Source organism: Bacillus sp. CFBP9009 (assembly GCF_036541465.1).
GTDB lineage: Bacteria > Bacillota > Bacilli > Bacillales > DSM-1321 > Peribacillus.
Window position 1 is genome coordinate 238,991 of the sequence record NZ_JAZHFU010000001.1, and the last position, 23,856, is coordinate 262,846.

27 protein-coding genes and 1 pseudogene are annotated in these 23,856 nt (G+C 36.2%); 22 read left to right on the forward strand and 6 right to left on the reverse strand.

The features are described from left to right. The first annotated feature begins 655 nt into the window (after window positions 1-655). Together V3595_RS01270 and V3595_RS01275 are read left to right on the forward strand one after the other, a co-directional pair. Complete coding sequence (locus V3595_RS01270; protein WP_485905096.1) at window positions 656-1,150, forward strand: matrixin family metalloprotease; 495 nt, start codon at window positions 656-658, stop codon at window positions 1,148-1,150. Between the two features lie 22 nt (window positions 1,151-1,172). Next, window positions 1,173-1,850, forward strand: a complete 678-nt coding sequence (locus V3595_RS01275; RefSeq protein WP_485905098.1) for a cell surface protein — start codon at window positions 1,173-1,175, stop codon at window positions 1,848-1,850. Window positions 1,851-2,343: 493 nt separating this feature from the next. Here V3595_RS01275 and V3595_RS01280 read toward each other — a convergent pair whose 3' ends face one another. Then, entirely contained in the window at window positions 2,344-3,327 is a 984-nt protein-coding gene (locus V3595_RS01280) for an ornithine cyclodeaminase family protein (RefSeq protein WP_485905100.1), read from the reverse strand. Between the two features lie 34 nt (window positions 3,328-3,361). Then, entirely contained in the window at window positions 3,362-4,660 is a 1,299-nt protein-coding gene (locus V3595_RS01285) for an MFS transporter (RefSeq protein WP_485905102.1), read from the reverse strand. A 164-nt stretch (window positions 4,661-4,824) separates the two neighbouring features. Here V3595_RS01285 and V3595_RS01290 point away from each other — a divergent pair, with 164 nt between their 5' ends. Beyond that, the gene (locus tag V3595_RS01290; protein ID WP_485905104.1) at window positions 4,825-5,337 is read left to right on the forward strand and encodes a helix-turn-helix domain-containing protein; all 513 of its coding nucleotides are present in this window, start codon (window positions 4,825-4,827) and stop codon (window positions 5,335-5,337) included. A gap of 241 nt (window positions 5,338-5,578) precedes the next feature. Here the strand turns inward: V3595_RS01290 and V3595_RS01295 are convergent, their stop codons facing one another. Beyond that, window positions 5,579-6,769, reverse strand: a complete 1,191-nt coding sequence (locus V3595_RS01295; RefSeq protein ID WP_485905106.1) for an MFS transporter — start codon at window positions 6,767-6,769, stop codon at window positions 5,579-5,581. 93 nt (window positions 6,770-6,862) lie between these two features. On the opposite strand from V3595_RS01295, the gene V3595_RS01300 reads away from it, so the two are divergent. Then, window positions 6,863-6,994, forward strand: a complete 132-nt coding sequence (locus V3595_RS01300; RefSeq protein WP_485905108.1) for a hypothetical protein — start codon at window positions 6,863-6,865, stop codon at window positions 6,992-6,994. 207 nt (window positions 6,995-7,201) lie between these two features. Here V3595_RS01300 and V3595_RS01305 read toward each other — a convergent pair whose 3' ends face one another. Beyond that, window positions 7,202-7,996 carry an alpha/beta hydrolase gene (locus V3595_RS01305; protein ID WP_485905110.1) on the reverse strand — a complete coding sequence of 265 codons (795 nt, stop codon included), beginning with the start codon at window positions 7,994-7,996 and terminating at the stop codon, window positions 7,202-7,204. Window positions 7,997-8,295: 299 nt separating this feature from the next. Between V3595_RS01305 and V3595_RS01310 the strand changes: the two genes are divergently transcribed. The 18 genes and pseudogenes from V3595_RS01310 (at window position 8,296) to V3595_RS01395 (ending at window position 20,959) form a co-directional block, all read left to right on the forward strand. Then, window positions 8,296-9,045: a methionine ABC transporter ATP-binding protein gene (locus tag V3595_RS01310; RefSeq protein ID WP_485905112.1), complete on the forward strand. Its 750-nt coding sequence runs from the start codon at window positions 8,296-8,298 to the stop codon at window positions 9,043-9,045. Further along, window positions 9,038-9,700, forward strand: coding sequence for a methionine ABC transporter permease (locus V3595_RS01315; RefSeq protein WP_063235218.1), 663 nt, complete (start codon window positions 9,038-9,040; stop codon window positions 9,698-9,700). The genes V3595_RS01310 and V3595_RS01315 overlap by 8 nt, the downstream gene beginning before the upstream one ends. 18 nt (window positions 9,701-9,718) lie before the next feature. Further along, complete coding sequence (locus V3595_RS01320) at window positions 9,719-10,546, forward strand: MetQ/NlpA family ABC transporter substrate-binding protein (RefSeq protein ID WP_485905115.1); 828 nt, start codon at window positions 9,719-9,721, stop codon at window positions 10,544-10,546. Between the two features lie 509 nt (window positions 10,547-11,055). Next, a complete protein-coding gene (locus V3595_RS01325; protein WP_485905117.1) occupies window positions 11,056-12,090 on the forward strand; it encodes a DUF2599 domain-containing protein in 1,035 nt (344 codons plus the stop codon). 24 nt (window positions 12,091-12,114) lie between these two features. Beyond that, a complete protein-coding gene (locus V3595_RS01330; RefSeq protein ID WP_485905119.1) occupies window positions 12,115-12,441 on the forward strand; it encodes a hypothetical protein in 327 nt (108 codons plus the stop codon). A 291-nt stretch (window positions 12,442-12,732) separates the two neighbouring features. Next, window positions 12,733-14,523 (forward strand): T7SS effector LXG polymorphic toxin, encoded by a 1,791-nt coding sequence (locus V3595_RS01335; RefSeq protein ID WP_485905121.1) that lies wholly within the window; start codon window positions 12,733-12,735, stop codon window positions 14,521-14,523. 18 nt (window positions 14,524-14,541) lie between these two features. Then, window positions 14,542-14,979 (forward strand): SMI1/KNR4 family protein, encoded by a 438-nt coding sequence (locus V3595_RS01340; protein ID WP_370020921.1) that lies wholly within the window; start codon window positions 14,542-14,544, stop codon window positions 14,977-14,979. Between the two features lie 438 nt (window positions 14,980-15,417). Next, entirely contained in the window at window positions 15,418-15,762 is a 345-nt protein-coding gene (locus tag V3595_RS01345; protein WP_485905123.1) for a tRNA-Val4, read from the forward strand. Window positions 15,763-15,917: 155 nt separating this feature from the next. Further along, window positions 15,918-16,262 (forward strand): contact-dependent growth inhibition system immunity protein, encoded by a 345-nt coding sequence (locus V3595_RS01350; protein WP_485905124.1) that lies wholly within the window; start codon window positions 15,918-15,920, stop codon window positions 16,260-16,262. 38 nt (window positions 16,263-16,300) lie between these two features. Beyond that, entirely contained in the window at window positions 16,301-16,756 is a 456-nt protein-coding gene (locus V3595_RS01355; RefSeq protein WP_485905126.1) for a DUF4274 domain-containing protein, read from the forward strand. Between the two features lie 338 nt (window positions 16,757-17,094). Next, window positions 17,095-17,481: an immunity 22 family protein gene (locus tag V3595_RS01360; RefSeq protein ID WP_485905127.1), complete on the forward strand. Its 387-nt coding sequence runs from the start codon at window positions 17,095-17,097 to the stop codon at window positions 17,479-17,481. 177 nt (window positions 17,482-17,658) lie between these two features. Beyond that, window positions 17,659-18,179, forward strand: a pseudogene (locus V3595_RS01365) (SecY-interacting protein Syd). A gap of 144 nt (window positions 18,180-18,323) precedes the next feature. Next, window positions 18,324-18,842: an ankyrin repeat domain-containing protein gene (locus V3595_RS01370; RefSeq protein ID WP_485905129.1), complete on the forward strand. Its 519-nt coding sequence runs from the start codon at window positions 18,324-18,326 to the stop codon at window positions 18,840-18,842. A gap of 14 nt (window positions 18,843-18,856) precedes the next feature. Continuing rightward, window positions 18,857-19,024 (forward strand): HNH endonuclease, encoded by a 168-nt coding sequence (locus V3595_RS01375; RefSeq protein ID WP_412760506.1) that lies wholly within the window; start codon window positions 18,857-18,859, stop codon window positions 19,022-19,024. Window positions 19,025-19,027: 3 nt separating this feature from the next. Continuing rightward, the gene (locus tag V3595_RS01380; protein ID WP_485905131.1) at window positions 19,028-19,642 is read left to right on the forward strand and encodes an SMI1/KNR4 family protein; all 615 of its coding nucleotides are present in this window, start codon (window positions 19,028-19,030) and stop codon (window positions 19,640-19,642) included. Window positions 19,643-19,754: 112 nt separating this feature from the next. Next, entirely contained in the window at window positions 19,755-20,210 is a 456-nt protein-coding gene (locus V3595_RS01385) for an SMI1/KNR4 family protein (protein ID WP_485905132.1), read from the forward strand. Window positions 20,211-20,305: 95 nt separating this feature from the next. After that, a complete protein-coding gene (locus tag V3595_RS01390; RefSeq protein ID WP_350300013.1) occupies window positions 20,306-20,650 on the forward strand; it encodes a tRNA-Val4 in 345 nt (114 codons plus the stop codon). 87 nt (window positions 20,651-20,737) lie between these two features. Further along, a complete protein-coding gene (locus V3595_RS01395) occupies window positions 20,738-20,959 on the forward strand; it encodes an SMI1/KNR4 family protein (protein ID WP_485905134.1) in 222 nt (73 codons plus the stop codon). A gap of 336 nt (window positions 20,960-21,295) precedes the next feature. Here the strand turns inward: V3595_RS01395 and V3595_RS01400 are convergent, their stop codons facing one another. Continuing rightward, complete coding sequence (locus V3595_RS01400) at window positions 21,296-22,078, reverse strand: phospholipase D-like domain-containing protein (RefSeq protein WP_485905136.1); 783 nt, start codon at window positions 22,076-22,078, stop codon at window positions 21,296-21,298. Further along, window positions 22,065-23,855, reverse strand: a complete 1,791-nt coding sequence (drmB, locus tag V3595_RS01405) for a DrmB family protein (RefSeq protein ID WP_485905138.1) — start codon at window positions 23,853-23,855, stop codon at window positions 22,065-22,067. Before drmB ends, V3595_RS01400 begins: the two co-directional genes overlap by 14 nt. Between the last annotated feature and the right edge of the window lies 1 nt (window position 23,856).

The window sequence follows — 23,856 nt, forward strand, 5'->3', positions numbered from 1 at the left end:
TTCCGCATTATAGGGGGCATACAACTTGCCCATATTTGGATGGTATGATTTGATCGTTTCATTCCACTGCAGGCACTCGCTTTTCCCGCAGGAGTCTCGCACACCCGCTCCAATCAACTCTACATGAAAACTAAATCGACACAGCAACACAGACAGAAAATGATCCATCTTTATTCAAGGTGAATTCTTTTTTTGTCGTGTATTATTTTCAAACCTTGCACCTCTGGTGCAAGGTTTTTTTATTTGTGGGAAAAAGGGATCACATGAGAGGAGTAAGGTTCACCAGCTTTTTATCCCTCTTACTAATTTAATTAAGTAATTAATTTTTAAACCCTTTTTCGGTGAATCACAGAAACGATTCCATATGTGAAATTCCTGAATTCAATTTTGAGACCTATCAATCTGAATTTATGGTTATTATGCCATTATAGGAATGAAAATCAAAAATGGGAGGAGGAAAAAAGAAAAAACAGTTGATGATTATAGGTAGTTTATGTTTTTTGAACAATTGAATGCTGTATTTGCTGAGACAAATTATAAGTGAAGATGTAAAAAGAAGTATGGAAGCATAACTTTTTTGTAAAAACTTTAATGTTTATTTAATTTACCTAATATTCAATACTATTAAAATATATAGCCTTTGGGGGACTATTCATTGAAGAAGAAAATGGGAATAATAGTAACAGCATCTTTAGTTTTTATGTTTACGATACCAATGAGTGCTTCAGCAGCCACAGCTAAAACATTATCTTGGAATCTTGTAGACTCTGGGAAACACATGGATTGGGATGGTAGTACAAAATATCAAACTCAGTTTAATGCAGGAGTTAAAACATGGAATGGCTTTAAAAGTGGAGTAATTAGAAAAGATTCGGCAAAAGTAATACAAGATGTTGCGATTTCTGATTATAGTGAAAAATCAAGTGTTGCAGGAGTAACTTCATCTCAAGGTTCTATAAGGTTTAATAAATGTGTAATGGATACTTTAAGTGCTACAAAAAAACAAAATGTGGCAACACATGAATTAGGACATGCATTAGGGTTGGCACATAATACATCAAGTGATGTCATGTATAAATATATTTCTACAAAGACATCATTAAGTGCAAATGATAAAGCGTCTTATACCGCTGCTTATAAGAAATACTAACAGGAAGAGGAGGGGTGAAAAAATGGGTAAGAAAAAAGTTCGGTTACTTGCTTCACTATTATTTATAGTTAGTCTTTCTTTGATAGTTTCAGCTTGTTCTAATTCCAAGAAAGATGTAAATTCGGAGGATAAAAAAAATCTAAAGGTAATTCAAATGGATGGTACTTTTGCTGTAGATGTGGATGATCCAAATGAAACTGTAGGTGATGCAGATTACGTTTTTATAGGCCGAGTCGATGAAGATGTTGACACTCTATACAAAGATCCTGTAACAATTGAAACTAGTGACGGTGCTAAAGAGGTTTCAACACCGTATACAAATTACCAAGTTACTGTCCTGCAAAATATAAAGGGTGATCTAGTTACAGATACTTCCATACCTATTCAAAAGGCTGGAGGGATAAATGAAGATGGCTCTTCTGTTGTTTTGTATGAAGATGATACATTACCGGAAGAAGGAAAATCATATGTGTTTTTAGCGTATGCACAAGATGATGGTTCATTATTAGTATCTGGTCCAAATTCGAATGAATATGTTGAAGGTATTAAGCAAGATGTGACTAGTGAAAGAATGGAAAAAGGTAAAGATTCTTTGAACGAGGAAGCCACAGAGGTAGTTTCTGAGTATGAAAATGCATATGAAAATGAAATACCTACAGATAGAGACCGTTCAGAATCTGAATTTGATGATGAGCAATAAAAATTAATATATTGTGTCCTTCTTTCATAAACAAACCCCCTTTTTCTCCAACAATTCTTTGGGAAAAGGGGTTTGTTTACACTCTGAAAGGCCACTTACTAAAGAGAGGTTTCATGAATACAACTTTTAAAATAATCCTTTTAATATTACTAAGCATTTTAATAGTGGTTCAAATATTTATGACGACAGCAATATTTGATGTTGTCGACCAACTGATAGATATTGCTCAGACATTACCTGGTTTATTGAATCAATAAGGGATCACGAAAACGACACTGCTATTTTAATTGGTAGTGTTTTTTTGTTTAGAGGGTAGTCATAATAAAAAAGCGACCGTGATAAAGACTTGTTCGTTTGTGAAAGATAAGGGTTATTTAAAAGGCCCTTCCGAAAAGAAGGGTCTCTTATTTTAAAGATGAAATGTTACTGCAAGCTAAGGCAAATAAATCGGGTTGTTATCACATTCAGCGATAGCGAAATGTATTGGCTTCTGTTATACCTCGATCTCCATCCCGATGTTCTGTTCTTTCGATTGGCGGTAAACACCTTTTGCCACAGCGATGTCAAAGTAAGCGGCACCGACTGATTTGAAGAAGGTAATTTCCTCTTCATTTTCCCTGCCTGTTTTGGTCCGCATTACAAGTTCATAAAGCTCCCCGTGTATATCATTAAACGACCAATTTCCCTGATTGGCTGCAGAAATGAGCTCTCCTGCTTCAGCCTTCACGCCCGCCAAATCGTCGACGATAATTTTAGCAGCGCGTGAAACCGTGGTATTATCCACTTCTTTCATATCCGGCAAATAAGACCCGACCCCGTTAATGTGTGTGCCCGGCTTTACATCCTGCCCATTAAATACAGGCTCGTTCGAGCGGGTTGCACAGCAAATAATATCTGCTTGACGAACAGCTGCTGAAACATCTTCAAAAACTTCAATAGGAACGGTTACACCGGATGCCCGCAGCTTTTCACCGAATTCCTCCGCTTTCTCAGGTGTGCGATTTACTAATAAAATACGCTCAATGTCCCTTACGGCTAACACACCAATTGCTTGTTCAAATCCCATAGCCCCTGTTCCGATAATCGTGAGAACCCTGGCGTCTTTACGAGCAAGAAAGTCTGTGGCAATGCCGCTCAATGCCCCCGTTCTGAGACGTGTTAAATAGGAGGCATTCAACAGAGCTAAATGTTCGCCATTTTCTGCATCTGACAGCAAGATGACTCCTTGTGTGGTTGCCATCCCCCTTGAAGGATTCTTTGGGAAAATGGTAACAACTTTGACTGCCGAAACTTCTTCAGATAAATCAGCACTTGGCATGTAAAGGGCCGATGCCTCGTGTTGAGGGAAAGCAAGCACTGTGCGATGAGGGTTGTCTATTCTTTGAGCACCATGTGCACGTAATACGGCCTTTATATCCGCTATTGCGCCTTTCATCCCATATGATTGTTGAATTTCCTTCTCACTTATTACCAACATTCAATTGTCCTCCTTGAAGTAAAAGATCCATAGATTACATGGCACTAGTATTATGCGTTTCGTCTAATTTCTGATTGCTGCGATCCTTAACTGCCCAAATCGCCGCTAGTGACAGGACAGATGCAAAAATAATATAAATGGCGACAGGAACATAGGAGTTATTAAATTTATCAAGTAAAGCCGTTGCAACTAGCGGCGCTGTTCCTCCTGCCAGAGCTGCTCCGATTTGATATCCAAGCGTGATGCCGGTATAACGGATCTTTGCATCGAAAATTTCCGAGAACATCGTTCCAAGAACAGCTGTGATGGGAGCCCAAATAACACCTAAACCTATCACTGTTGCAACGATTAATAGCAGTACCGATTTTTGCTGCAGCAACCAGAAGTATGGGAATGCAAACAGTGCCATCCCAATCGTTCCGCCTATAAATAGCTTTTTGCGGCCAATTGTATCAGATAAATTCCCCATGATAGGTATTAAAATCGTCGTTATAATTGTTGCAATCATGACTGCAGTTAATGTAGCTGTCCGTGAGAAACCGAGATTTGAAGTAGCATATGATACGACAAACGTGCTAAAAATATAAAATGGAGCTGTTTCTACCACTTTGGCTCCCACGGCGATAAGCACTTCACGCCAATAATTCTTAAGAGTTTCTACAATCGGCAGCTTTGGAACTTCTCCGGATTCCTTTACTTTTTTGAAAGACGGTGTTTCATCAATTCCTTTACGAATCCATAGGCCAAAAAATACAAGGAAAGCACTAAAAATAAATGGTATACGCCATCCCCAAGTCATGAATGCGTTTTCAGGTAGCAGTGTCATAATAGATAAAGCAACGGTTCCAAGCAGCATTCCTATAGTAACACCCATCTGAGGAATGGCTCCGAACAAGCCCCGTTTCTCAGCGGGAGCATATTCAACGGCCAATAAAAGCGCGCCTCCCCATTCACCGCCAATTCCCAGACCTTGTACTAAACGCAACGTGATTAATAAAATCGGCGCCCAAATCCCAACGGCTTGATACGTAGGAAGAAGCCCCATCCCAAAGGTAGCGACACCCATTAAACTAAGTGTTAAAACAAGTGTTTTCTTTCTCCCGATACGATCGCCAATATGGCTGAAAATCACTCCGCCAAAGGGGCGGATGAAGAATGCTAACGCAAAGGATGCATAGGAAAGCAACAGCCCTATTGTCGGATCATCATTTACGAAGAATAACTGGTTAAACACGAGAGCTGCAACGGTCCCATATAAAAAATAGTCAAACCACTCAATCGAACTTCCGACTAAACTCGCGATTAATATTCGCCGCATTTGTTTCTTTTCCATCATGAGTCACCCCTTTAAAATTGAAGTGTCACTTCAATTTATTATTTCCTTTATTGTAAATATTTTAAAATTTTCTGTCAATTATTTTATGAATGACGAAACATTCATCAAAATTTGTACTGTATAATGTAGCTAGATACTATGTAAAAAAAGGGGGCATTTCTATGCCTTTTAATTCAATCGGAGAAAAAATGAAATCATTGAGGAAAGAGCGAAAACTAACATTAAAGTGCCTTGCTGAACAAACAGGCGTTTCGATCAGCTTTTTATCACAAGTAGAACGGGGAAAATCAAGCGTCACATTAGAGTCATTAAAAAAAATCGCCGATACATTAGATGTCAGCCCAAGCTTCTTTTTTTCTGAGGACCGCTCCCAAGAAAATTCAGATTATAATCATGAACAATTTCATTATCAAAATTTATCCAGCGGCATTCGTGATGCTGTTTTTTCGCCTATTCTAGTCACGTTAAAGCCAGGGGAGAATAAAGGAAGCGCTTTTTCTCATAGCGGACATGAATTCTTATTCATTATCGAAGGGAAGTTAACAGTGGAAATAGAGGGAGAAAGAATAGAACTCCATGAACAGCAGTCGTTCATGTTCGATGCTAGAAAAGCCCATTACTGGTTTAACTTCTCGGATCAAATTGTCCGGTTTTTGGTGGTGTCGTCGAAATAACGTTACGGTATATAAATGGAAGAAAAGGCGTATAATTCAGGCAGCGTAAATCGCATTTATCCTCTTGGTTTTTTAGAGGTAAGCACCCAGTTTGTTTAAAAAAAGAAGTATCAAAGAACAACTAACGTTCTTGATACTTCTTTCTTCCATTTTATTTGAAGGACTAACTGTAATCTCGTTTATTATGCCATGAAATGATGAGGTACCAAAGGAAGCATACCAAAGCGTTTTTAGCTTTCTCTTATGCTGCTTTCTTTTGTTTTTGGTCTAAGCGATAACTTAGGAATGTTAGAAGACTTGCAAAGATTGCAACCAGCCCACCGACCCATGTCACATTCAGCAAATTTCCCTGATGGTAAACAACTCCGCCGAGTGCTGAACCAAAGGCGATACCGACATTGCTTGCTACTGGCATCAGTGAAGCAGCTAGCCCTGTAGCTTTTGGTTGATAAATACCGGCAAGGTCTATCAAATAAAGCTGGGTAGATGTTGTTAAAAGGATGGCCATTAACGACATCAAGCCAATGTTAATCAATCCCAAGATAAAATGATTTGTCGTCCAATATAAACTGATCAGAACGATTGCCTGCACGAGGAAAACAAATCGGAGTCGTCCGATAGCATTGTAGCTGGCAATTTTACCAGCAAGTATGTTGCTGAAAATGGAAATGAATCCGTAGCCAAACAAGATCAAACTGATTGAACTGCTTGGTGCTTCCATTCCTTTCAGGATCGGAACAAGATACGTATAAACGGCATACGTCGCTCCAAACCCAAGAGATGGAATGAAAAAAGCCATTAAAATTCGCGGGTGTGTTAACAAAGAAAATTGATCACGCATCGAACTGCGAATTGTGCTTTGCATAGTAGGCAATACGAAGAAAGATGCCAAAAACGCAATAGCTCCGAGAAAAGTCGTTAACAGGAAGGATGCATTCCAGTCGTACCATTCAGCGATGACAGTGCCTATCGGTACTCCAATCACGTTTGCAAGAGTAAAGCCACCGAAAACGAATGAAATAGCAAGTCCTCTTTTAGCGATCGGCATGGTTTCACTTGCAACAACCATGGCAAGTGAAATTAAAACCCCTGTTACAATCGCAGTCATCATCCGAAGTGCAATGAGCATGATGTAGCTCGTCGAAATCACGCACAAAGCATTCAGGATGATGAACGAACCTATCAGAAACAACATCCATTTACGCTTTGGAAAATGGCTTGTTGCCGACATCACGAGTGGTGTGGCAATGGCAAACGTAAGCGCAAAAGCAGAAACAAGTGTGCCTGCTTTTGCATTTGTGATATGGAGACTCGAGGAAATATCAGTTAAGATCCCGACGATAACAAATTCGCTTGTCCCGAGAACAAATGTTAATAAAGTAAGTGTTAAGATGAGTAACCAATGTCGCTTGGATAATTCTGTGGCTTGCATAAATACCTCTTTTCTTAGATGAATGTAAATGTGTCACAGGGTATATAAACAATTTAACTATCATACCACAAAACATTTTTACGAGGAAAACCCTTGCTTGGTTATCGTTGGTTATTTCTTGCTAAAAAGCTTGTAGCTGAATCATTCACTAATTTTACCGTAACAAACGATCATGAGGTTCTGCTGATGCTGATCGCGATCATTGTATCGATCAAAGGCGTTTGATCACTGTTGGAAGTGAGGAAGGGTTTATGGTAGAGGATGCAAAGTTTCTATTATACGTGGATGAAAATCATGCTTCTGTAGTGCCGACCATTATGAGCAGGGTCTTTGAATTCGCCAATAGATAAGGACCTTTGAAAAAGCAGCTCCCAAGACTGGAGGAAAATCACCATTCTTGGGGGCTAATGGGATGCAGTCGATTAAGGCTAATTAACGACCCAGCGTTTCGTTTTTATTTTCCATGCCATATAACCAACGAAGTGACTGAATGAAGTAGTTAGTAAAGAATAAGTCATCATGAGTACCTTCTGGATCTGACGCGAATAATAGATTAGATTCCAAATAGCCTTCCTTGATAAATTCAAGGTGGACCTTCTTCGTGTAGTCAACCATATGCTTTTGTATCGTTTCTTTATAAATTCCCTCTAATTCCCCGACATATAAATAGAGCTGATGATTTTGACGATTCACAGTTGGTTTGATATGGATATTTCCTTGCCGTTCAATTTTTTCCCCTTGAAGATAGCGAAGAACGTCCTCGTACCAAAAGGAAGCCGATAATGAGACATATTGATGGAACACCCCTGGATAATAGTAGGAGGCGAAAATCGAAACAAGTCCTCCTAATGAGCAGCCGGAAATAGCTGTATGTGAAGGCTCTGGATTCGTAGCATAATGGGCATCTATATATGGTTTTATTTCGGTTACGACAGTATGTAAATAAATCTGTGCTTGTCCTTCAAAGGTAGGACCATGAGGTGCAAGTGATGGTGCTTCCCATGGCGTATAGTCATTTTTGCGATCAATTGGTTCAATTCCAATAACAATAAGTGGTTCAATTTGACCTGAAAGAATTAAATGATCGATATAGTTTGCAGCTTGTTTGGCAGTTTCTCCACCATCATGCATATAGATCGTTCGGTATTTCTTGGTTTGATCGTAATTTGAGGGTAAGATGACACATACCTCATAGTTGGCAATTTTCTCATTAAGGTATCGAATCATGTATTTTCCTCCACGTCCTTTAGAACATTCGTATTTTTGAAATTTAGAAAAAATGAATGATAATGATAACCATTATCAACTATAACTATAATACACTCTCAGTTATTTTGAAAGGAATAATCCGATTAATAGAAAAATCTAGTCATAAGGATGATAATAGGGTTGGAAGTCTTTAACTGTTAATTTGTGTCTTTGCATTAGATCCTCATTAGTTGATAAAATGATTTATCAGCTGTGTTTCTTTGATGAAACTATAAGAGCGCTATACTTACCTTTCAACAAATAGAAAGTGGGATTGTATGATTAACCTGCATCAAGTAAGTAAAAAATTTTCACAGTTTCAGGCAATTAAGTCTGTTACTCTAACAATACCTAAAGGTGAAATCCATGGAATAATCGGAGCAAGTGGAGCAGGGAAATCAACGTTGCTCCGGCTAATGAATTTGTTGGAGACCCCAGATGCGGGAGACGTGGAGGTAAACGGCCAAAGCTTGACAACATTGGACAACAAAGCACTTCGAGGGGCACGGAAGTCGATTGGCATGATCTTTCAGCATTTTAATCTTGTGGCAAATAAAACGGTTTATGACAATGTGGCAGCCTCTTTAGAGCTGGCAAATTACCCAAAGAAGGAACGTCGGAGCCGTGTTGTAGAGTGTTTCCAATTTGTCGGATTGGAGAAGGAGATGGAGAGATATCCTGCACAATTAAGCGGGGGACAAAAGCAACGTGTTGCCATTGCAAGGGCATTGGCAAATAACCCGCAAGTGTTGTTATGTGATGAACCGACTTCTTCCCTTGATCCAAATACAACGGCTGAAATATTAGACGTGCTAGAGAACATAAACAAACGCTTCGGTGTGACGATTGTCATTGTTAGTCATGAGCTGGATGTCATTAAAAGTATATGCAATCGTGTTTCGATCATGGCAGATGGAGAGATTTATGACACTGTCTTAATCGAACCAACTGGGATTCAAAAAAGGGATAATCGTCCAGAATACTTTATCGAGCAATTAGCAGAGAATGGTGGGCTTGGTCATGCCTGAGATTTTAGTTCAATATGAGGCAGAAATTTGGCAGTCAATTGGAGAAACCATTACCATGGTTGGTGTGTCCATTTTAGCTGCGATTTTGATTGGATTGCCTGTCGGGACCTTGCTATTTCTTTGTAGGAAGGGTCATTTGCTTGAAAATCCGTGGGCTTTCTCGATTTTAAATTTACTTGTAAATATTATCCGTTCATTCCCATTTTTGTTATTGGTTGTTTTTTTAATCCCGTTTACAAGGCTCATAATCGGCACTGCCATTGGTACAGCATCTGCTTGCGTTCCATTAGCGATTATTGCCATTGCCCATTATTCGCGATTGGTCGAGCAATCTTTATTGGACGTGCCAAAGGGTGTGATCGAGGCAGCCATTTCCATGGGGGCTTCTGTAAAGGATGTCATATTTAAATTTCTTTACGTGGAGGCTCGTTCAGGGCTTGTCCTCGGACTAACAACATCGATTATCAGCTTTATTTCCTATTCAACGATCATGGGAGTGGTCGGAGGCGGCGGTATCGGCGATTTTGCCATCAGGTATGGCTATCAGCAGTTTAAAACAGAGCTAATGATTTATATGATTATCATTATGATTATTCTAGTACAGCTTATCCAATTTATTGGAACAGCTGTAGCCAGAATGATTGATAAAAGATAAATAATGGAGGGAAACATCATGAAAAAAATACTCTTTCTCATGGCAGCAATTATGTTGCTTTTAGTAGGATGTGGCAAGGCGGATGAAGGAAAAGAGAAAGAAAATGCGCAGAATCAGGAGAAGGAAGAGGTAACATTGAAAGTGGCCTCACTCATTCCCCCAATGACGGAAATCCTTGAGCTTGTTAAACCAAAGCTGGCAGAGGAGGGCATTAACCTGGAAATGGTTGTATTAAGTGATAATGTGCAGCCTAACACTGCACTAGCGGCAAAAGAAGTGGATGTGAACTTCTTCCAGCACGTTCCATATATGGAGGAATTCAATCGAAACAAAAATGCCGAGCTTGTACCCGTGAAACCCATTTATTTTGCCAATTATGGTGTGTACTCCAAAGAATACGATTCAATGGATAAATTGCCAGAGGGTGCCGTTATTGCCATTGCAAATGATGTATCGAATATCGATCGTTCATTGGCATTGCTGGCACAGCATAAAGTTATTACTTTAAAGGAAAAAAAGGGTCCATACTATACAATGTCTGATATCACTGAGAACCCTAAAAACTATCAGTTTAAAGAAGTCGATTTATTAATGCTAGCGAGAACGTATGATGAAGCAGATGCGATAGTGATAACACCTGCTTACGCTGCACCGCTTGGTTTGACACCAAAAAATGACGCCCTTCTCACAGAAGGTGTTGAAAATGACTTTGCGATTACATTAGTGGCACGCAAGGATAACGTGGATTCTGAGCCAGTTCAAAAGTTGGCCAAGGCCATGACAAGCCCGGAGGTACGCAAATTTTTAGAAGAGAAATATAGTGAAACGGCCATACCGGCCTTTTAATTTTGATACAAAGAAAGGGGCTATTCCTTCAACAGGAATAGCCCTTTTTTACGTTTCAGTTTAACTTTGCCAATTTTGTGGCTCCTGGACAGCCCATTTTTGTACAATATTACAAGCTTAAAGAAATATACTATTAGCCCCCATACCGTAATGACCGATACATCACGAGTAAAGCCACTTACTAACGTGGACAACTGAAGAACTCGCAATGAGGTCAGTAAAATTGTTTTTGAAAAACAAATGTTTAATGACCCTTCCATGGGAACGTGCCCATTATATGTAAGTATATTAATCTTCAACACTTGGTACTTTTAGTGTCAGGGGTTTTTAATTTGTGAGGAAAAAGGTATCACAAAGAGGTGGTTTACAGCTTTTTTACCTATCTATGTGAGTGGACGGAAAGAAGGTAAATATTCCATTTGTGAAAATCCTAATTTCATTTTTGGAATCAATCAATCTTATTTTTTTGCTAATGTTAAATTATAGAAAAAATAAAAAAGGAGAAGAAAATGAAAAAACTAGTATTGGTTATAGGTAGTTTATGTGCTTTACTGAGTATGTTTAAATTGAATGCTGTATTTGCAGAGATAAATATAAGTGAGGATGTAAAAGAAAGTATAGAAGTAAACGGAAATATGGATGATTTGCCTATGGATTTACTTAAGGATGTCGAAGTTGCTCCTTACGAAGAAAATAAGGATAGAATATTTACTAATGAAAAAGATTTTGCTGCTGAAATCAATTTAGAAGAAAATAAAATTAATTTTTCTGACGCAGAAGGAAATGAAATTACTGTTTTAGTAGATGATCCTGATTTGAAATTTGAAAACAATGAGGATGGAACAATTATATTTACAAACGCAGAAGAAGATTACAGTGTTGAGAATCAAATTTTAGATGGTGGCTTTAGACAAATATTTTCCATTGATTCTAAGGAAGCCCCAAAGGAATTTAAAATCGATATAGAAATGAAAAAAGACTATAGTTTAGTAGAGGAAGAAGGTATGTTCTTCATAAAAGATTCTTATGGTAACGATATATATAACATAGGTAAAGCCTGGGCAGTAGACAGTTTAGGTAATTTTGTTGAAACAAAGTATGAGGTGAAAAATCAATCTCTATATCAAACAGTCAATTATTCTGGTGATAATTATCCATTGAAGGCAGATCCTTTATTTTGTTCTGATACAATTAACAATACAAGCACTAAATGGGATAAGAATTATAGTAGTGGAAAAGGGACTTTTTCAGTATATACTAGAACCTGTACTAAAGCTTATATTACTGCTCATTGGGCTCTGGGTCCGTCTAGTATAACTGGTCTTTCTCAAGCGAAAATTATGTTGGATATGTGGAGTGAAGTGACGGCTGATGCTGATTTCAAGAAGTATATTAGTAGTTCAAAGACAGGTAGAATTAAAGACCAGTTTATATGTCATGCAGCTAATCCTCTTACTATTTATAAAAGTTCTTGGAACTTAGAACCGTGGCGACCTGATAAAACTTTGGCTGGTACTTATATTAATATTTGTAATCCAGAATAAGTTATGGTTAGAAGGGGGTATAAGATGCTAATTGAAAGTATGAGTGACTATTTTTATGAGCCATTTTACATACCGATTTTATTGCTGCTGCTTGGATTGTTATATTTAGGTGTTTTAGTATATAGTTTTACAATAAATAAGTTTAATTTCATAGGCTATGGTTTAATAGGAATATCTATAATAACGTATCTTCTTGTTGGCTTGTATATGACCGGAAAAGGATATTATTCAGACGGACACGCACCAGATCTATTTCTTTTTGGAAGTATGGGTTTTTTAGAGCTTACTTTATTAACTTATCCTTATATATTTCTTACTTTGGCGGTGGTACTTGGTAAAAAAGGCGAGTAATTCAGGGGAGAAATCAAAGCTTTATCTGGGGTTTAATACAAAATAAACATCTAGAATTAACCATAATCTGGTCAGAGAAAAATTTAATTTAGTTTTGGATTGAGAGCGCTTATAAGCGCTTTTTTGTGTTTTAAGTGATTGGAACAAAAGAGCCGAGCCACTTATCTTGTTAATTCTTGAATAAATATAGAAACTCTTCTAAAATATATTTAGTCCATAATTTTACAGTGAATAAAAATATTACATAGAAATGAATAAGAAAAGAAGTTGAAAGGACTTTCCATTATGTCGATGATTTACGAATCTCAAACACTAGTTTCTGCCATGCAAACGCGTGTCGGACAATATAAGGATCTAAAGGAACAGCTCACGGAATTGAAAAAAGGATTTGAGAGTATCGTTCATTTGGATGATGAGCTGCAGGGGCAAGGCGCAGAGGCCATTAAAGGGTTTTACAAAGCACAGATCGATGTCGTGGATTCTTGGCTGCGTCTGATCAATCGGCATGTTGCCTTTTTAAGCGGAATTCAAGGAGATACAATCGAAGCGAACCTTAGTGAAACCGTGGTCACGGTCCCTTTTTTAGAGGAAGAGCTGACAAATGCCACTCGAAATTCCAAGGAAATGGTCACAGCCCAAAAAGATGATCTGAAAAAAATATTTGCTGGAATTGATGATATCATTCAGTTAGAGCCCTTTTCTGACGATGCGTTCTTTGAGAATATCGAGAAAGCTGAAACAAAAAGGACCCAAACGATAGACAAAGTAAACGAAATTGATCATAAGTGGACGACTGAATATGCCAAATCCGAAGAGGACCAAGCGGCAGTGATGGCACTCATGGAGCAATTGAAAGTATCCAGTACAAGGGGAGGAGTAGTATCCCCTCTCTATTTTAATGCAGCAGCCTATAAAAATAGCGAAGCTTATAAAAACCTGGAAGTAAGGAAAAAAGAAACCGCGCAATATCTCAAGGTTAAGAAAGAGGAAGCGGAGAATCGCCGGATCAAAGACTTGAAGGCACAACTCGATCATGTAACAGATCCAGTTGAGTTCCTCAAAATCGCCAAGCAGATCGGTTATGAAAACTTAGCGCCCGCCCAGCAGCAATATGTCATGCAGCTAGAAGCCGCTAAGCAAACCGCAGACATTACAAAAGGAATCGGCGTAGGCCTTTATGATGTAGGGAAAGACTTTGTGACAGGAGTTTGGGACTTTGTCACAGATCCTGGGGAAACGGTCGAAGGCGTAGCAAACTCAATCATGCACCCGATAAAAACCTATAAATATATATCCAAATCCATCTCCGACTCATATGAACGGGATATGGTAAATGGAGATGCCTATTCGCGGTCTCATTGGGTAACTTATGCCCTCGGAACAGTCGTCACATCAGTAGTCGGAACAAAAGGCGCAGGAGCTGTAGCGAAGACTGGGGTAGCCACTACAAAGGCCGCTGCAGTAAAAGGCGTTACGAAGGCAAAAGAACTAGTCTCTATTCCTAACCTATTGCCATACAATCCTAAAAACCAACTGTCGTTGGCAGGTGGAGTACCTTATAATGTGGTTAATGGTACTGGATTAAAAGAACAGTTAATTTCGATGGCGAAAGTGGAGTCTGAAGTTAGTGGTAGGGGTAGGTTAAAAGTAGAAGATGTCACTAAAGAGATTTTGAAGACTAAACCAATGAACTCTCCTATACCTGAAAAGTGGTATAAAAAGGGTGGGAAAATCTCCATCGATGATAATGGCATTTGGACTTATACTAACAAGTCTGGAATATCAGTAAGTTATCCAAATGGTTATCCTGATTTTACATCCTATGTACATCCAAATGTTGAGCCGGTTAAAATCGAGGTACATTCGCCTAAAAATAATCCAAAAGACTTTGAAAATGCAAATATAGCGGCTAAACTTACAAAAGATACTGATCCTCCAATAATTGATATTAGGAAACCACCAGAAGGGTATACATGGCATCATCATCAAGATGGAAAAACGATGATGCTAGTAGATGAAGATATTCATAGAGAGTTTAGACACATTGGTGGTCAATCAAAAGTTAATGGAAAAAATAAGTAAGATTAGAGGAGTGCGAATATGACAAAAATGAGTAGCAAAAATCCAAAGATTTCTTTACAAGATATAAAACAATTTGAACAGGAGTACGATGTTACGCTACCTAAACAATATGTTGATTTTCTACTAGAATACAATGGGGGATATCCTCAAGAATCTAACTTCAGAATATCTGATGATGAAGGAGAAAGTTTAGTTAATAAGTTTTATGGAATTGGGGATATGAAGAGTAATTTAGCTAAAGTTTTTGAGGTTTTAGAAGGAGAAATACCGGAAGATTTTATTTCAATTGCTAATGACCCAGGAGGGAATGAAATTTTAATAGGTGTTAGTGGAGAATACCAAGGAAAGATCTATTTTTGGATTCATGATATAGAACCAGAGGAAGAAATGGGCAATATGTTTATCCTTGCAGATAGTTTTGCTGAGTTCTTTAATAACCTATATGTATCTGAATAATGATACTTATAGGAAGCTACATTTATCCGTTTTAAGCCAACCTATAGTTTTTGTAACAATATAAGTTATGTCAAATACGAAAGATAGCTAGGCGAGATGGCGTTTTAGGCTTACGAAATATCGTTACAAGGAACAAGCTATAAACTTAAGAAATTAAGAAACGCTCGTTGGTAAAGATAAGATTTGTAATGAATTACTTTATATGGCTAACGATAAAGCATTTGATTGTCTTTGAGGCAACAGATGCTTTTTGTTTTTTATGAGATATTTGGACGACATGAATGATGCATGATTGAAATTCAAAGCTCATGAAGGTTGAACCATTATGGAATAATGATTTTATGCTTTGTATTAAGGTAGAAATGTACTTGAAAAAAGATGAATCAATAGCAATGGCATATCCATTATAAGGGGAAATTTAAAAGGGGATCAAAGCGTATGAAATATTCGTATGAATTTAAAAGAAACCCATTAGGATATCTAAGAATAATACTACCACAAGAAATTAACCTTTTCTCAGACTTCATTGAAGATATTGTATTTGAAACAGAAGTGGATGAGTATATTGATATTGTTCACAAAGTAGTGGAAGGTGAATACGAAGAATTTGAAATAGAAGGGAATGCTACCAGTGTCTTGATAAAAAAAGATACAACTGTTCTTCACCACTTTTATATCTTCGATAAGCCAAATGAGAATGAAATGGAAACTGAACAATTTAAAGAACTTATGCTAATATGGAGAAACAAAATTCCAGAAAGATACAAAGAAACTGAGAATTAAGTTTTAGAGATCTAGATAAAGCACAGGGATATCCAAAATAATATATCATTATGTAATCCACATCCCCTAAAGGCCGAAAGAAAGGAACGGAAAAGCTCAAGAAGTGGATTATATTCTAACTGGTTATCCAAATTAATACAAAAGGCTGTGATGGTATGTTGTCTTCTAACAAATTAGAAGAATCTGTTTTTCAGTTCTTGGCTGGAACTTTTCATCAGGATATTGAATCTCCAGAAGATGCATTAGAAGAATTATTAACTGAGGAAAGTAAAGAGTATCTGGAATCTGCTATTGTCTTTTTAACAGATTTTATAGTAAGTGAGTATTCAGATATCAAAAAGAATGAATACATTCAATCTTGTGCAGATGGTGTGTACTTTCCATCTCTTGATTTAGAACCACTTCAGTGGCTCTACCAAGTAATTGAACAAATAAAAGAAGCTGTTAAAAAAATATCAATAGGTGAGTTTGATTTTATCACTTCTATTAGTTATGTATAATAGTAATTTTAAAATTATTGAAATTAAGGTGAGTTACTGTGGATAAGAAAGTTATTAGTTTCCTTGAACAGCTACTTTATGATACAGATAAAGAAATAATAATCAATGAGTTAACGAATATAGATAACCCTTTATTTCTTCATTTTATTGCTGCAAATTATAATTGGAATAGTGGATTTGATGTACCAAGCGTTATCTTAGAAAACGAGGCTTGTGATTTAGGTACCGGTTTATTAATGTTTCATTATGCAGATGGCTATCGTATGTTAGAAGATTCAGATGAAGTTTCAAGTTCTTCATTAGAGGAATGGAAAGATTTTTTGAATAAGATTTATAATAAACTTATAAACTTTGAATTTAAATCCCAGAATATTTCCTTTGACCCTGAATTAACAAAAATTCAAAAGTATAAGTTGAAAAAGAATAACCCAAACATTTCTGATATTCTTATTAATAAATCACCAGGCGAAGTGGTTGACGTTCCTAAAATATAATGTAAATGTTTTAAACCTTGATTGGTAAAATGCCTTTCAAGGTTCCTTTTTTTGTGTGGGGTTTCCCAGTGCCGAATAAACCGTTTATTATTTAAAGAATAGGAATAACTCTAGTAAGCCCTATATGATGTTTTACCAAATAAAAGAGTACGTACTTAAACTTTAAAATGTATGTCATGTTTAATATATTCAATCTCATGAAAATATTCAAAAAATCATCAGTTACAATCATTTCTATTCTCCAACACTCTTACCTTCACTTTCTCTATGCCTTTTAAATTTATTTCGCAAATTTTTACGTACAAAGAATTGGATTGAAACCAAAAAGGAGGTAGCTTATGCAAAAAGAAGGATTTGTATCATTTTGGGTAGGGAATATTAACTCATCAGAGGAATTAGACAATTTACTTGGAATTTCTTATACAGAGGATGGGGATTTTATTCCATCAATGTTTGCTCGAAGCTTTGGCATCGATAGATATGACGACGCTGTTAGAGAAGCGGATTTTTATGATGAAGCTGATAACTTGCTTAGTCGATTATTAGAAGGGTTCTCTTACGATGATGATATTATTCCTAAATTTTCTTCATTGTGTGGCGCACAGTTGCCAAGTGAGTATAATGTTGTAATTCTTCTATACAACTTTAAATATGAGGGAATTAAAAAGAAAACCACAATTAATAAAAGTGATTTAGAGTTCTTAGGTGCAGTAGAATTTAGTTAAAAAACCTTGATTGGCTTAAGCTACTCAAGGTTTTTTATGTCTATATATAGTTCAAAGTTTAAAATAATAGAGGTTGCCTCGATTCTTTAACTTAAAGGAGATCGACTTTTTAGGTTGTAATTCTATTAGCTAATTAAATTACCGAAATGGGTGATATCTTTGTATATTAAGAAATCAATGGTCCAATACTTCAGAATGAGACAAGAGCTTGCAGATGAAGAGGAATGGACTTCTTATTTAAGACTTCAGTTACTGAAGGGCTTAATTCAATTATTTATGAAGGTGAAGTTGACGAAGAAGATTATATAACATGGAAACCTGTAGAAAAAACTACTTCACATGACTTAAAGGAGTTAGAAGAGAACTTAAAAGTAGTATTCCATAAATCAATTATTGAATATTTTAATTCGTATTGGTGCGCTGATTTAGACGGGTTTATAAATGATTTCTATATCAAATTAGAGGCGGTTTTGCCAAACTTCGAATTGGATTCATTCTGAGGGACCTTAGAGAGATATAAGATCAATCATAATAATAGAATTGAAAATATCCCTTTAGGTATCGAAGGGAATGGTTTGTTAGTGGTAATTAATAATGAGAACGGTAAAGTTAAGTTAGAGGATTTCGAAAGGAATTCATTTGAGGTTATTTCAGAAAGTATTGAAGCATTAATTTCTAAACTAAGAATAAATAGATAGTCGGAAATTCACAGTTGATAAAACCGGGGTAGTTGGTTCTATCAACTTTTTAATTTGAAGAAATATCTCACCCATAAAGGCCGATTCAGACTTAGATGATATTATTGAAATAATAGAAGACCTTGAAAATAAAGGAGAAACTAAATGGATAAAACTCAAATTACGAAAGACATTAGAGGTGCCATCAAAAGTGGCAAATTGGATACGGTAAGGGATTTACTTGTGAAAGAACCAGAAATGTTAACATGGATGACGCCCTTTGGTACATGGTTACATACAGCAGCAGCTTATGGGCATTTAGAAATAATAGTATATCTTATTAATGCCGGGATAGATACTAATGCACAGGGTGGAACTTTTTCTACAAATGCCCTTGAAAGAGCCGCTACAAAAGGGCATTTAGATATTGCCGAATATCTCATTAAACAGAATGTTGAGATTGATACTAGTGAACCAGATAGAAATCCTCTGTTTGCTGCAATATATGGTGGTCATTTTGAGATTGTTAAATTGTTAGTTGAGAATAATATAGATATAACCATAAAATACTCTGGTGACAACATGAAAGATATGGATGCTTATGCATTTGCCATTGTTAGAGGACAAACAGAAATTGCTGACTATTTAAAGCAGAAGATGGATCTGAAGGGGACTTCAAGTTAGTCTATGAAAAATTAATGAAAGCCAAAGGGTTTAGTAGTCAAAATCAGGCGAAAAACTGGCTGAGAGAAAAAGGTCTAACACCACACCATGCAGATGACGTTACTATACAGTTAATACCTACAAAGTTACATGAAAATATACCACACATTGGTGCTGCATCAGGTTTAAGAGGAGGGTTTTGATTTTTGAGTAACAATTATCTAGATCAAATAGAAAATAAATTAAACACCTTAAATATTAAGAAACAAGAAGTCTTTTCTTTAAGTTCAAGAGAAAATCTGATTAAGAAAATAGAGACGATGTATGATATTTTCATTCCAAAGGATTATAAGGAGTTTCTTCTTAACTATGATGAAACTTTTTTTGAAAATGAGGTAACGTATAAACCGATTGAGACATCACCTTGGACATCTAAGGAGGGTACTCAAGTATTTGAAGGTTTTTATGGATTAGCTGGTGAAAATAATTTATTCGACCAAATAGAAGGTTATTTAAATCGGATGCCAAATTGTATGATTCCAATTGGGGAAAGCCCGGGAGGAAATTTAATCTGCTTAGGAGTAAAGGAAAGCATTATAGGTAAAGTTTATTTCTGGAACCATGAAAATGAACGTGAAGCTAAAATAATGGTAGGAATAGAAGATGCTTCGGATGAGATTAACTCATATTGGGATAATATACATCTTGTATCGGAAACATTCTTAGGTTTTTTAAGTGGATTAGAAATAATTAATGAAACTGAGAATATCGATGTTGATGACGTAGAGCTGTGGCTAGATGATGAATTATTAGATGATTAAATTGTTCGCATTAAATTGGTTAACAGTATTATTATGTTTACCTTTTCGCTGGATAGCACCAACCATATAATTGAAAGGACTTTTAAAAATTCAAGATTAGTAGGTGATTTTGGTGAAATATTCAGCTTTACAGGAATTTATTAAGCGGTATGGAAAAGATGATGATTTTACAGGTGGAGTAAGTGATGAAAAAGTTAGAGAAACTGAACTAAAACTACAGGTCTCATTACCGGAAAGTTACAAGTGGTTTTTAAGAAACTATGGTTTTGGTGGACTCTTTGGAGTGAGAATAATTGGATATGGTTATACGGGTTCAGCAGTAGTAGATGCTACCAGAGGTCATCAAAAGTATTATGATTTAATAGATGGACTTGTGGTTATAGAAGATATTGATGAATTTGCCTATTGCCTCGATACTAATAAAATGAAAAATGGAGAATGTCCAGTTATTATGTGGGATAACCAAGAGGGATATGGTTTTACCGCAGCTGATAATTTCCTAGACTATTTGATCGAAAGTCTTGAAGAGGCAAAAGAAAACTGGGATGAAGACGAAGAGGATTGGTGAAAGCTGGATTTATATGAATTGATAATGCTATAAGGATTTTTTGGAATGGCTGATAGCTCTTTTGAAATTCAAAGGGACTTTTATGGAGGTTGAGTATGAAATATTCATACGATTTTTTTAGAGACCATGTTGGGACATTGAGAATAAAATTATCGGATGAAATAAAATTATTCGCTGATTTTATTGAAGACATCCCTACAGAGGAAGAAGCAGATGAGTATATTACGATAGTTGAAAATGTCTTAAATGGTTTCCATGAAAAATTTGAAATTCAACTTAATGCAACAAGTGTGCTAATAAAAAAAGAAATGACAGTGCTTGAACACTTTTATACATATGAAGAGCCTTATGAAAATGAAATGGAGACTGAAGAATTTAAAGAACTCATGATAATATGGAAAAATAAAATCCCAGAAAGATTCAAGAAAAATGAGAATTGAGTTTATGCTTCTAATTTGATTATTCCCTTAGTGTATTCTACATACTTGTCCGTGCGTTAAGAAACTAAGGATTTGAAGGTGATATTGGTGAAATATTCAGATTTACAGGAATTTATTAAGCAGTATGTCGAAGATGATGATTTTACAGGTGGAATAAGTGAAGACAATGTAAAAGAAACTGAACAAAAACTACAGGTCTCATTACCGGAAAGTTACAAGTGGTTTTTAAGAAATTATGGTTATGGTGGACTTTTTTCATTGAAAGAGCATTGCTCATCCTTCGAAAGAAAGACCCTTTGTTTAACTTGAAAATCAAAAATTGTTAAATGGCACTAAAAAAGGGATGAAATTAAACAGAATTCAGAAAAAGAATCTTAACGGTGTAGGTCTGTCATGGGTAGGTCAAATTATTCCTGGGTAGTTATCAAAACATATAAAAAACTAAGTCTATCTAATAGTTTTCTAATTAAATGATCATTGCCTGCGTTTTTTGGGGGAGGTTCTGCTGTCTAGCTTTGGGCCCTTGCATATCTTTAATCCAATTCAGGAGGGTCATGGCTTCGTCGATTGCTGTGCTGTCAAAAAAATACAAAATGATCTAGATAATTTCATCTAGATCATTTTGTATCAAGAACTTATTTTTATCTAATACTTTTTCATCTCTTTATTATTTAACAAAGATCGAAATTGCCTCCAATATAATTGAACAATTGGATGATTTTCAATGATTACCCCAGTCTCAATGTTTTTTTCAAAGCCATGAAGTGTAAAATTGGCTGATGTTAATAATATTTTTGATTGATCTACTATGATAAGCTTTGAGTGTAAGCTAGCCCATTTATCATCTGTATCTCGGTCCCAATAATATAAATTAGGAAAATGAAGATTGTCAGGCCAATTATTTTTTATATTAATCAGGTTATGATCATTTTGGTGGAAGATAATATCGATTTTACATCCTCGTTTTGTTGCTTCGATTAGTTCATTAAATAAGGACCTCACATAATCATGTTCGAGAGAAAAAGCATAACCAACTAAAAAGACTTCATATTTTGCCTTTTGAAATAAATGCTTCACTGTATCATAGGTTTTATGCGTTATTGGGCTTTCCCCAAAGACTGGTCCTGTCCAAACAGGTAATAAATTAGGTTCGGTTCTTTTTCGATGTTGATGCATTTTCGTAGCTACATTAATAGCCAGCAATAATTGATCTGTTTTCACATTCTGCTTGTAAGCTTCTTGTAAGAGCTCAAAACCAAGAAAATCAAGATCAAACGGTAATTCTAATGTGTATAGTGCAGTTTGGAAATTTCTTTGTATACTTTCGCTGCTTGTCTCAAGCATAGTCATGAAATTATTGAGGAAACCTGTTTCGTTAATGAGACAGGCTTCCACGAACCTTACTATTTTTGAGTCAAGATCTGCCATCTTTGAAATATTCCCTTTCATGAGTAGCAACGGTTTTTACAAGAATAGAACGATCCAAATATCTGTTGGATTTCTCACAGGAAGTTTCAGAGATTAGTAAACAGCTGTGACATGCAGCTCCATTAATATCATGTAGTTGCTCAGGATCATGCTCAGCACAAAGCGGATCTCCTGAGCAATACAATGAAGCAGAAAGTGCTCGAGCTAGAATAGACTCAAAATGTTGGTTCTTACCTAATTCAACCAGTCCCCCAAGACTTCCTTCAGAGTCTACAGTTGCTGTGTAGATAAGTATACCTGCCATTCCCTTATCCCTATCTGAATAAATTCGTTCTTTTAAAGCAGAAGAGGAGTACCCTGAATGTAGACATAGCTCCCGAATTAAAGCATGAGAAAGAGTATGCAAGAGTATATAGCGAATACCTGGAAATGGAGGAATAAGTTCTTCCGGTACATGCCTATCTCTATACAAGTTAATATGAGCTTGTTTTACAGCCGTAGCATATTTTGAATTTTTATCCTCCCATTTAGTTAATTCATCTTCATTTAGAGAAAGAAAAATGCCCTCTCCAAACGATTCCACTCCTGGTAACCAATCAAGTTTAGAGTCGCTGATAGGTGCCATACTTTTTTCACTGGAATGATTATCGTGTTCTCCCGATAATCGTAATGTAGCATCAGGTAAAGGATTTATTCGCGTAAATCCTTTTAACACCATTACTTCTTTCAGTCTCTTTACTCTAATTAATTTATTGATAAGTTGTTCGTATCTGTGTGGGATTGGTTGTTTTTCAACTTCAAAGTCTTGTTCATTTAAATATTCCTGCCCGGATGTTATTGCGTCCCACTCTGGCAGAAGTAAATCCTCGTCGTCATCTGATGATGTTTTTAAACGATTAACAATAGCCCAGAGGTCCTCAGAATTATGAATCTTTAATTCTTTATTCCGTTTTGCAAAAAATAAAAAGATATCCTTATCGTTAATTAGTTCAGCATCAGAAAAATCTATTTCCTCTCTAACGAGTTCTTCTAAAGGGTTTGAATTTGATTGTACAGGTATCATAATAGAGCTCTCTACTACTGGAAAGTAAAGATTAGAAGCCCCTCGTAATAAAATTTTCCTTTCTTTTTCACATGGGTCTTCGGATCTGTTTTTAGATCCAAGCCATGGGCGGCTTCCTTTACACTTAGGGAGTAGTTTTTCATTTTTATATGCTTCTGCAAATGACCTTTCAATGTCGCAAGTGTCACATCGAACAATTAAATCAGTAAGAGATCCACTCTTGCCAGAATCCATAAGTTTAAGTTTACAGTTCTTAAAATCATACTCTTTCTTATATTTGGAATGAACATAAAAGCCCCAGGGGAAATCATCAATGTGTCCATTTTCACAAGAAGTTAAGAAACGAACAGGGTGTGTTTTTATTTTCTTACAGGGATTTTGACAGAATAGTACTCCATCTTCCTCTATAAAATGCCTGTTATTTCCTAGTTTTCGGCAGGTGGGACAAATGTGAAATTCTGGAAAACGGTATGCGGGTATTGTTCCTATACTATTGGTCTCACCATTTAAGGGAATGGATTTAATTTTATTGATCCGTAACTTTTTTTTTAATCTAGGTTCATTAATATCACTCGAATATCGAAGCATTGTGTTATGATCCCATTTATTAATTCCACCCATTATTACCGAAAAGTCAGGTAAATCTACAATGGCGCCAGGACCGAAAGTAGTGATTAACTGACTGGGACGAACCATACCAACTATTTTATTCATA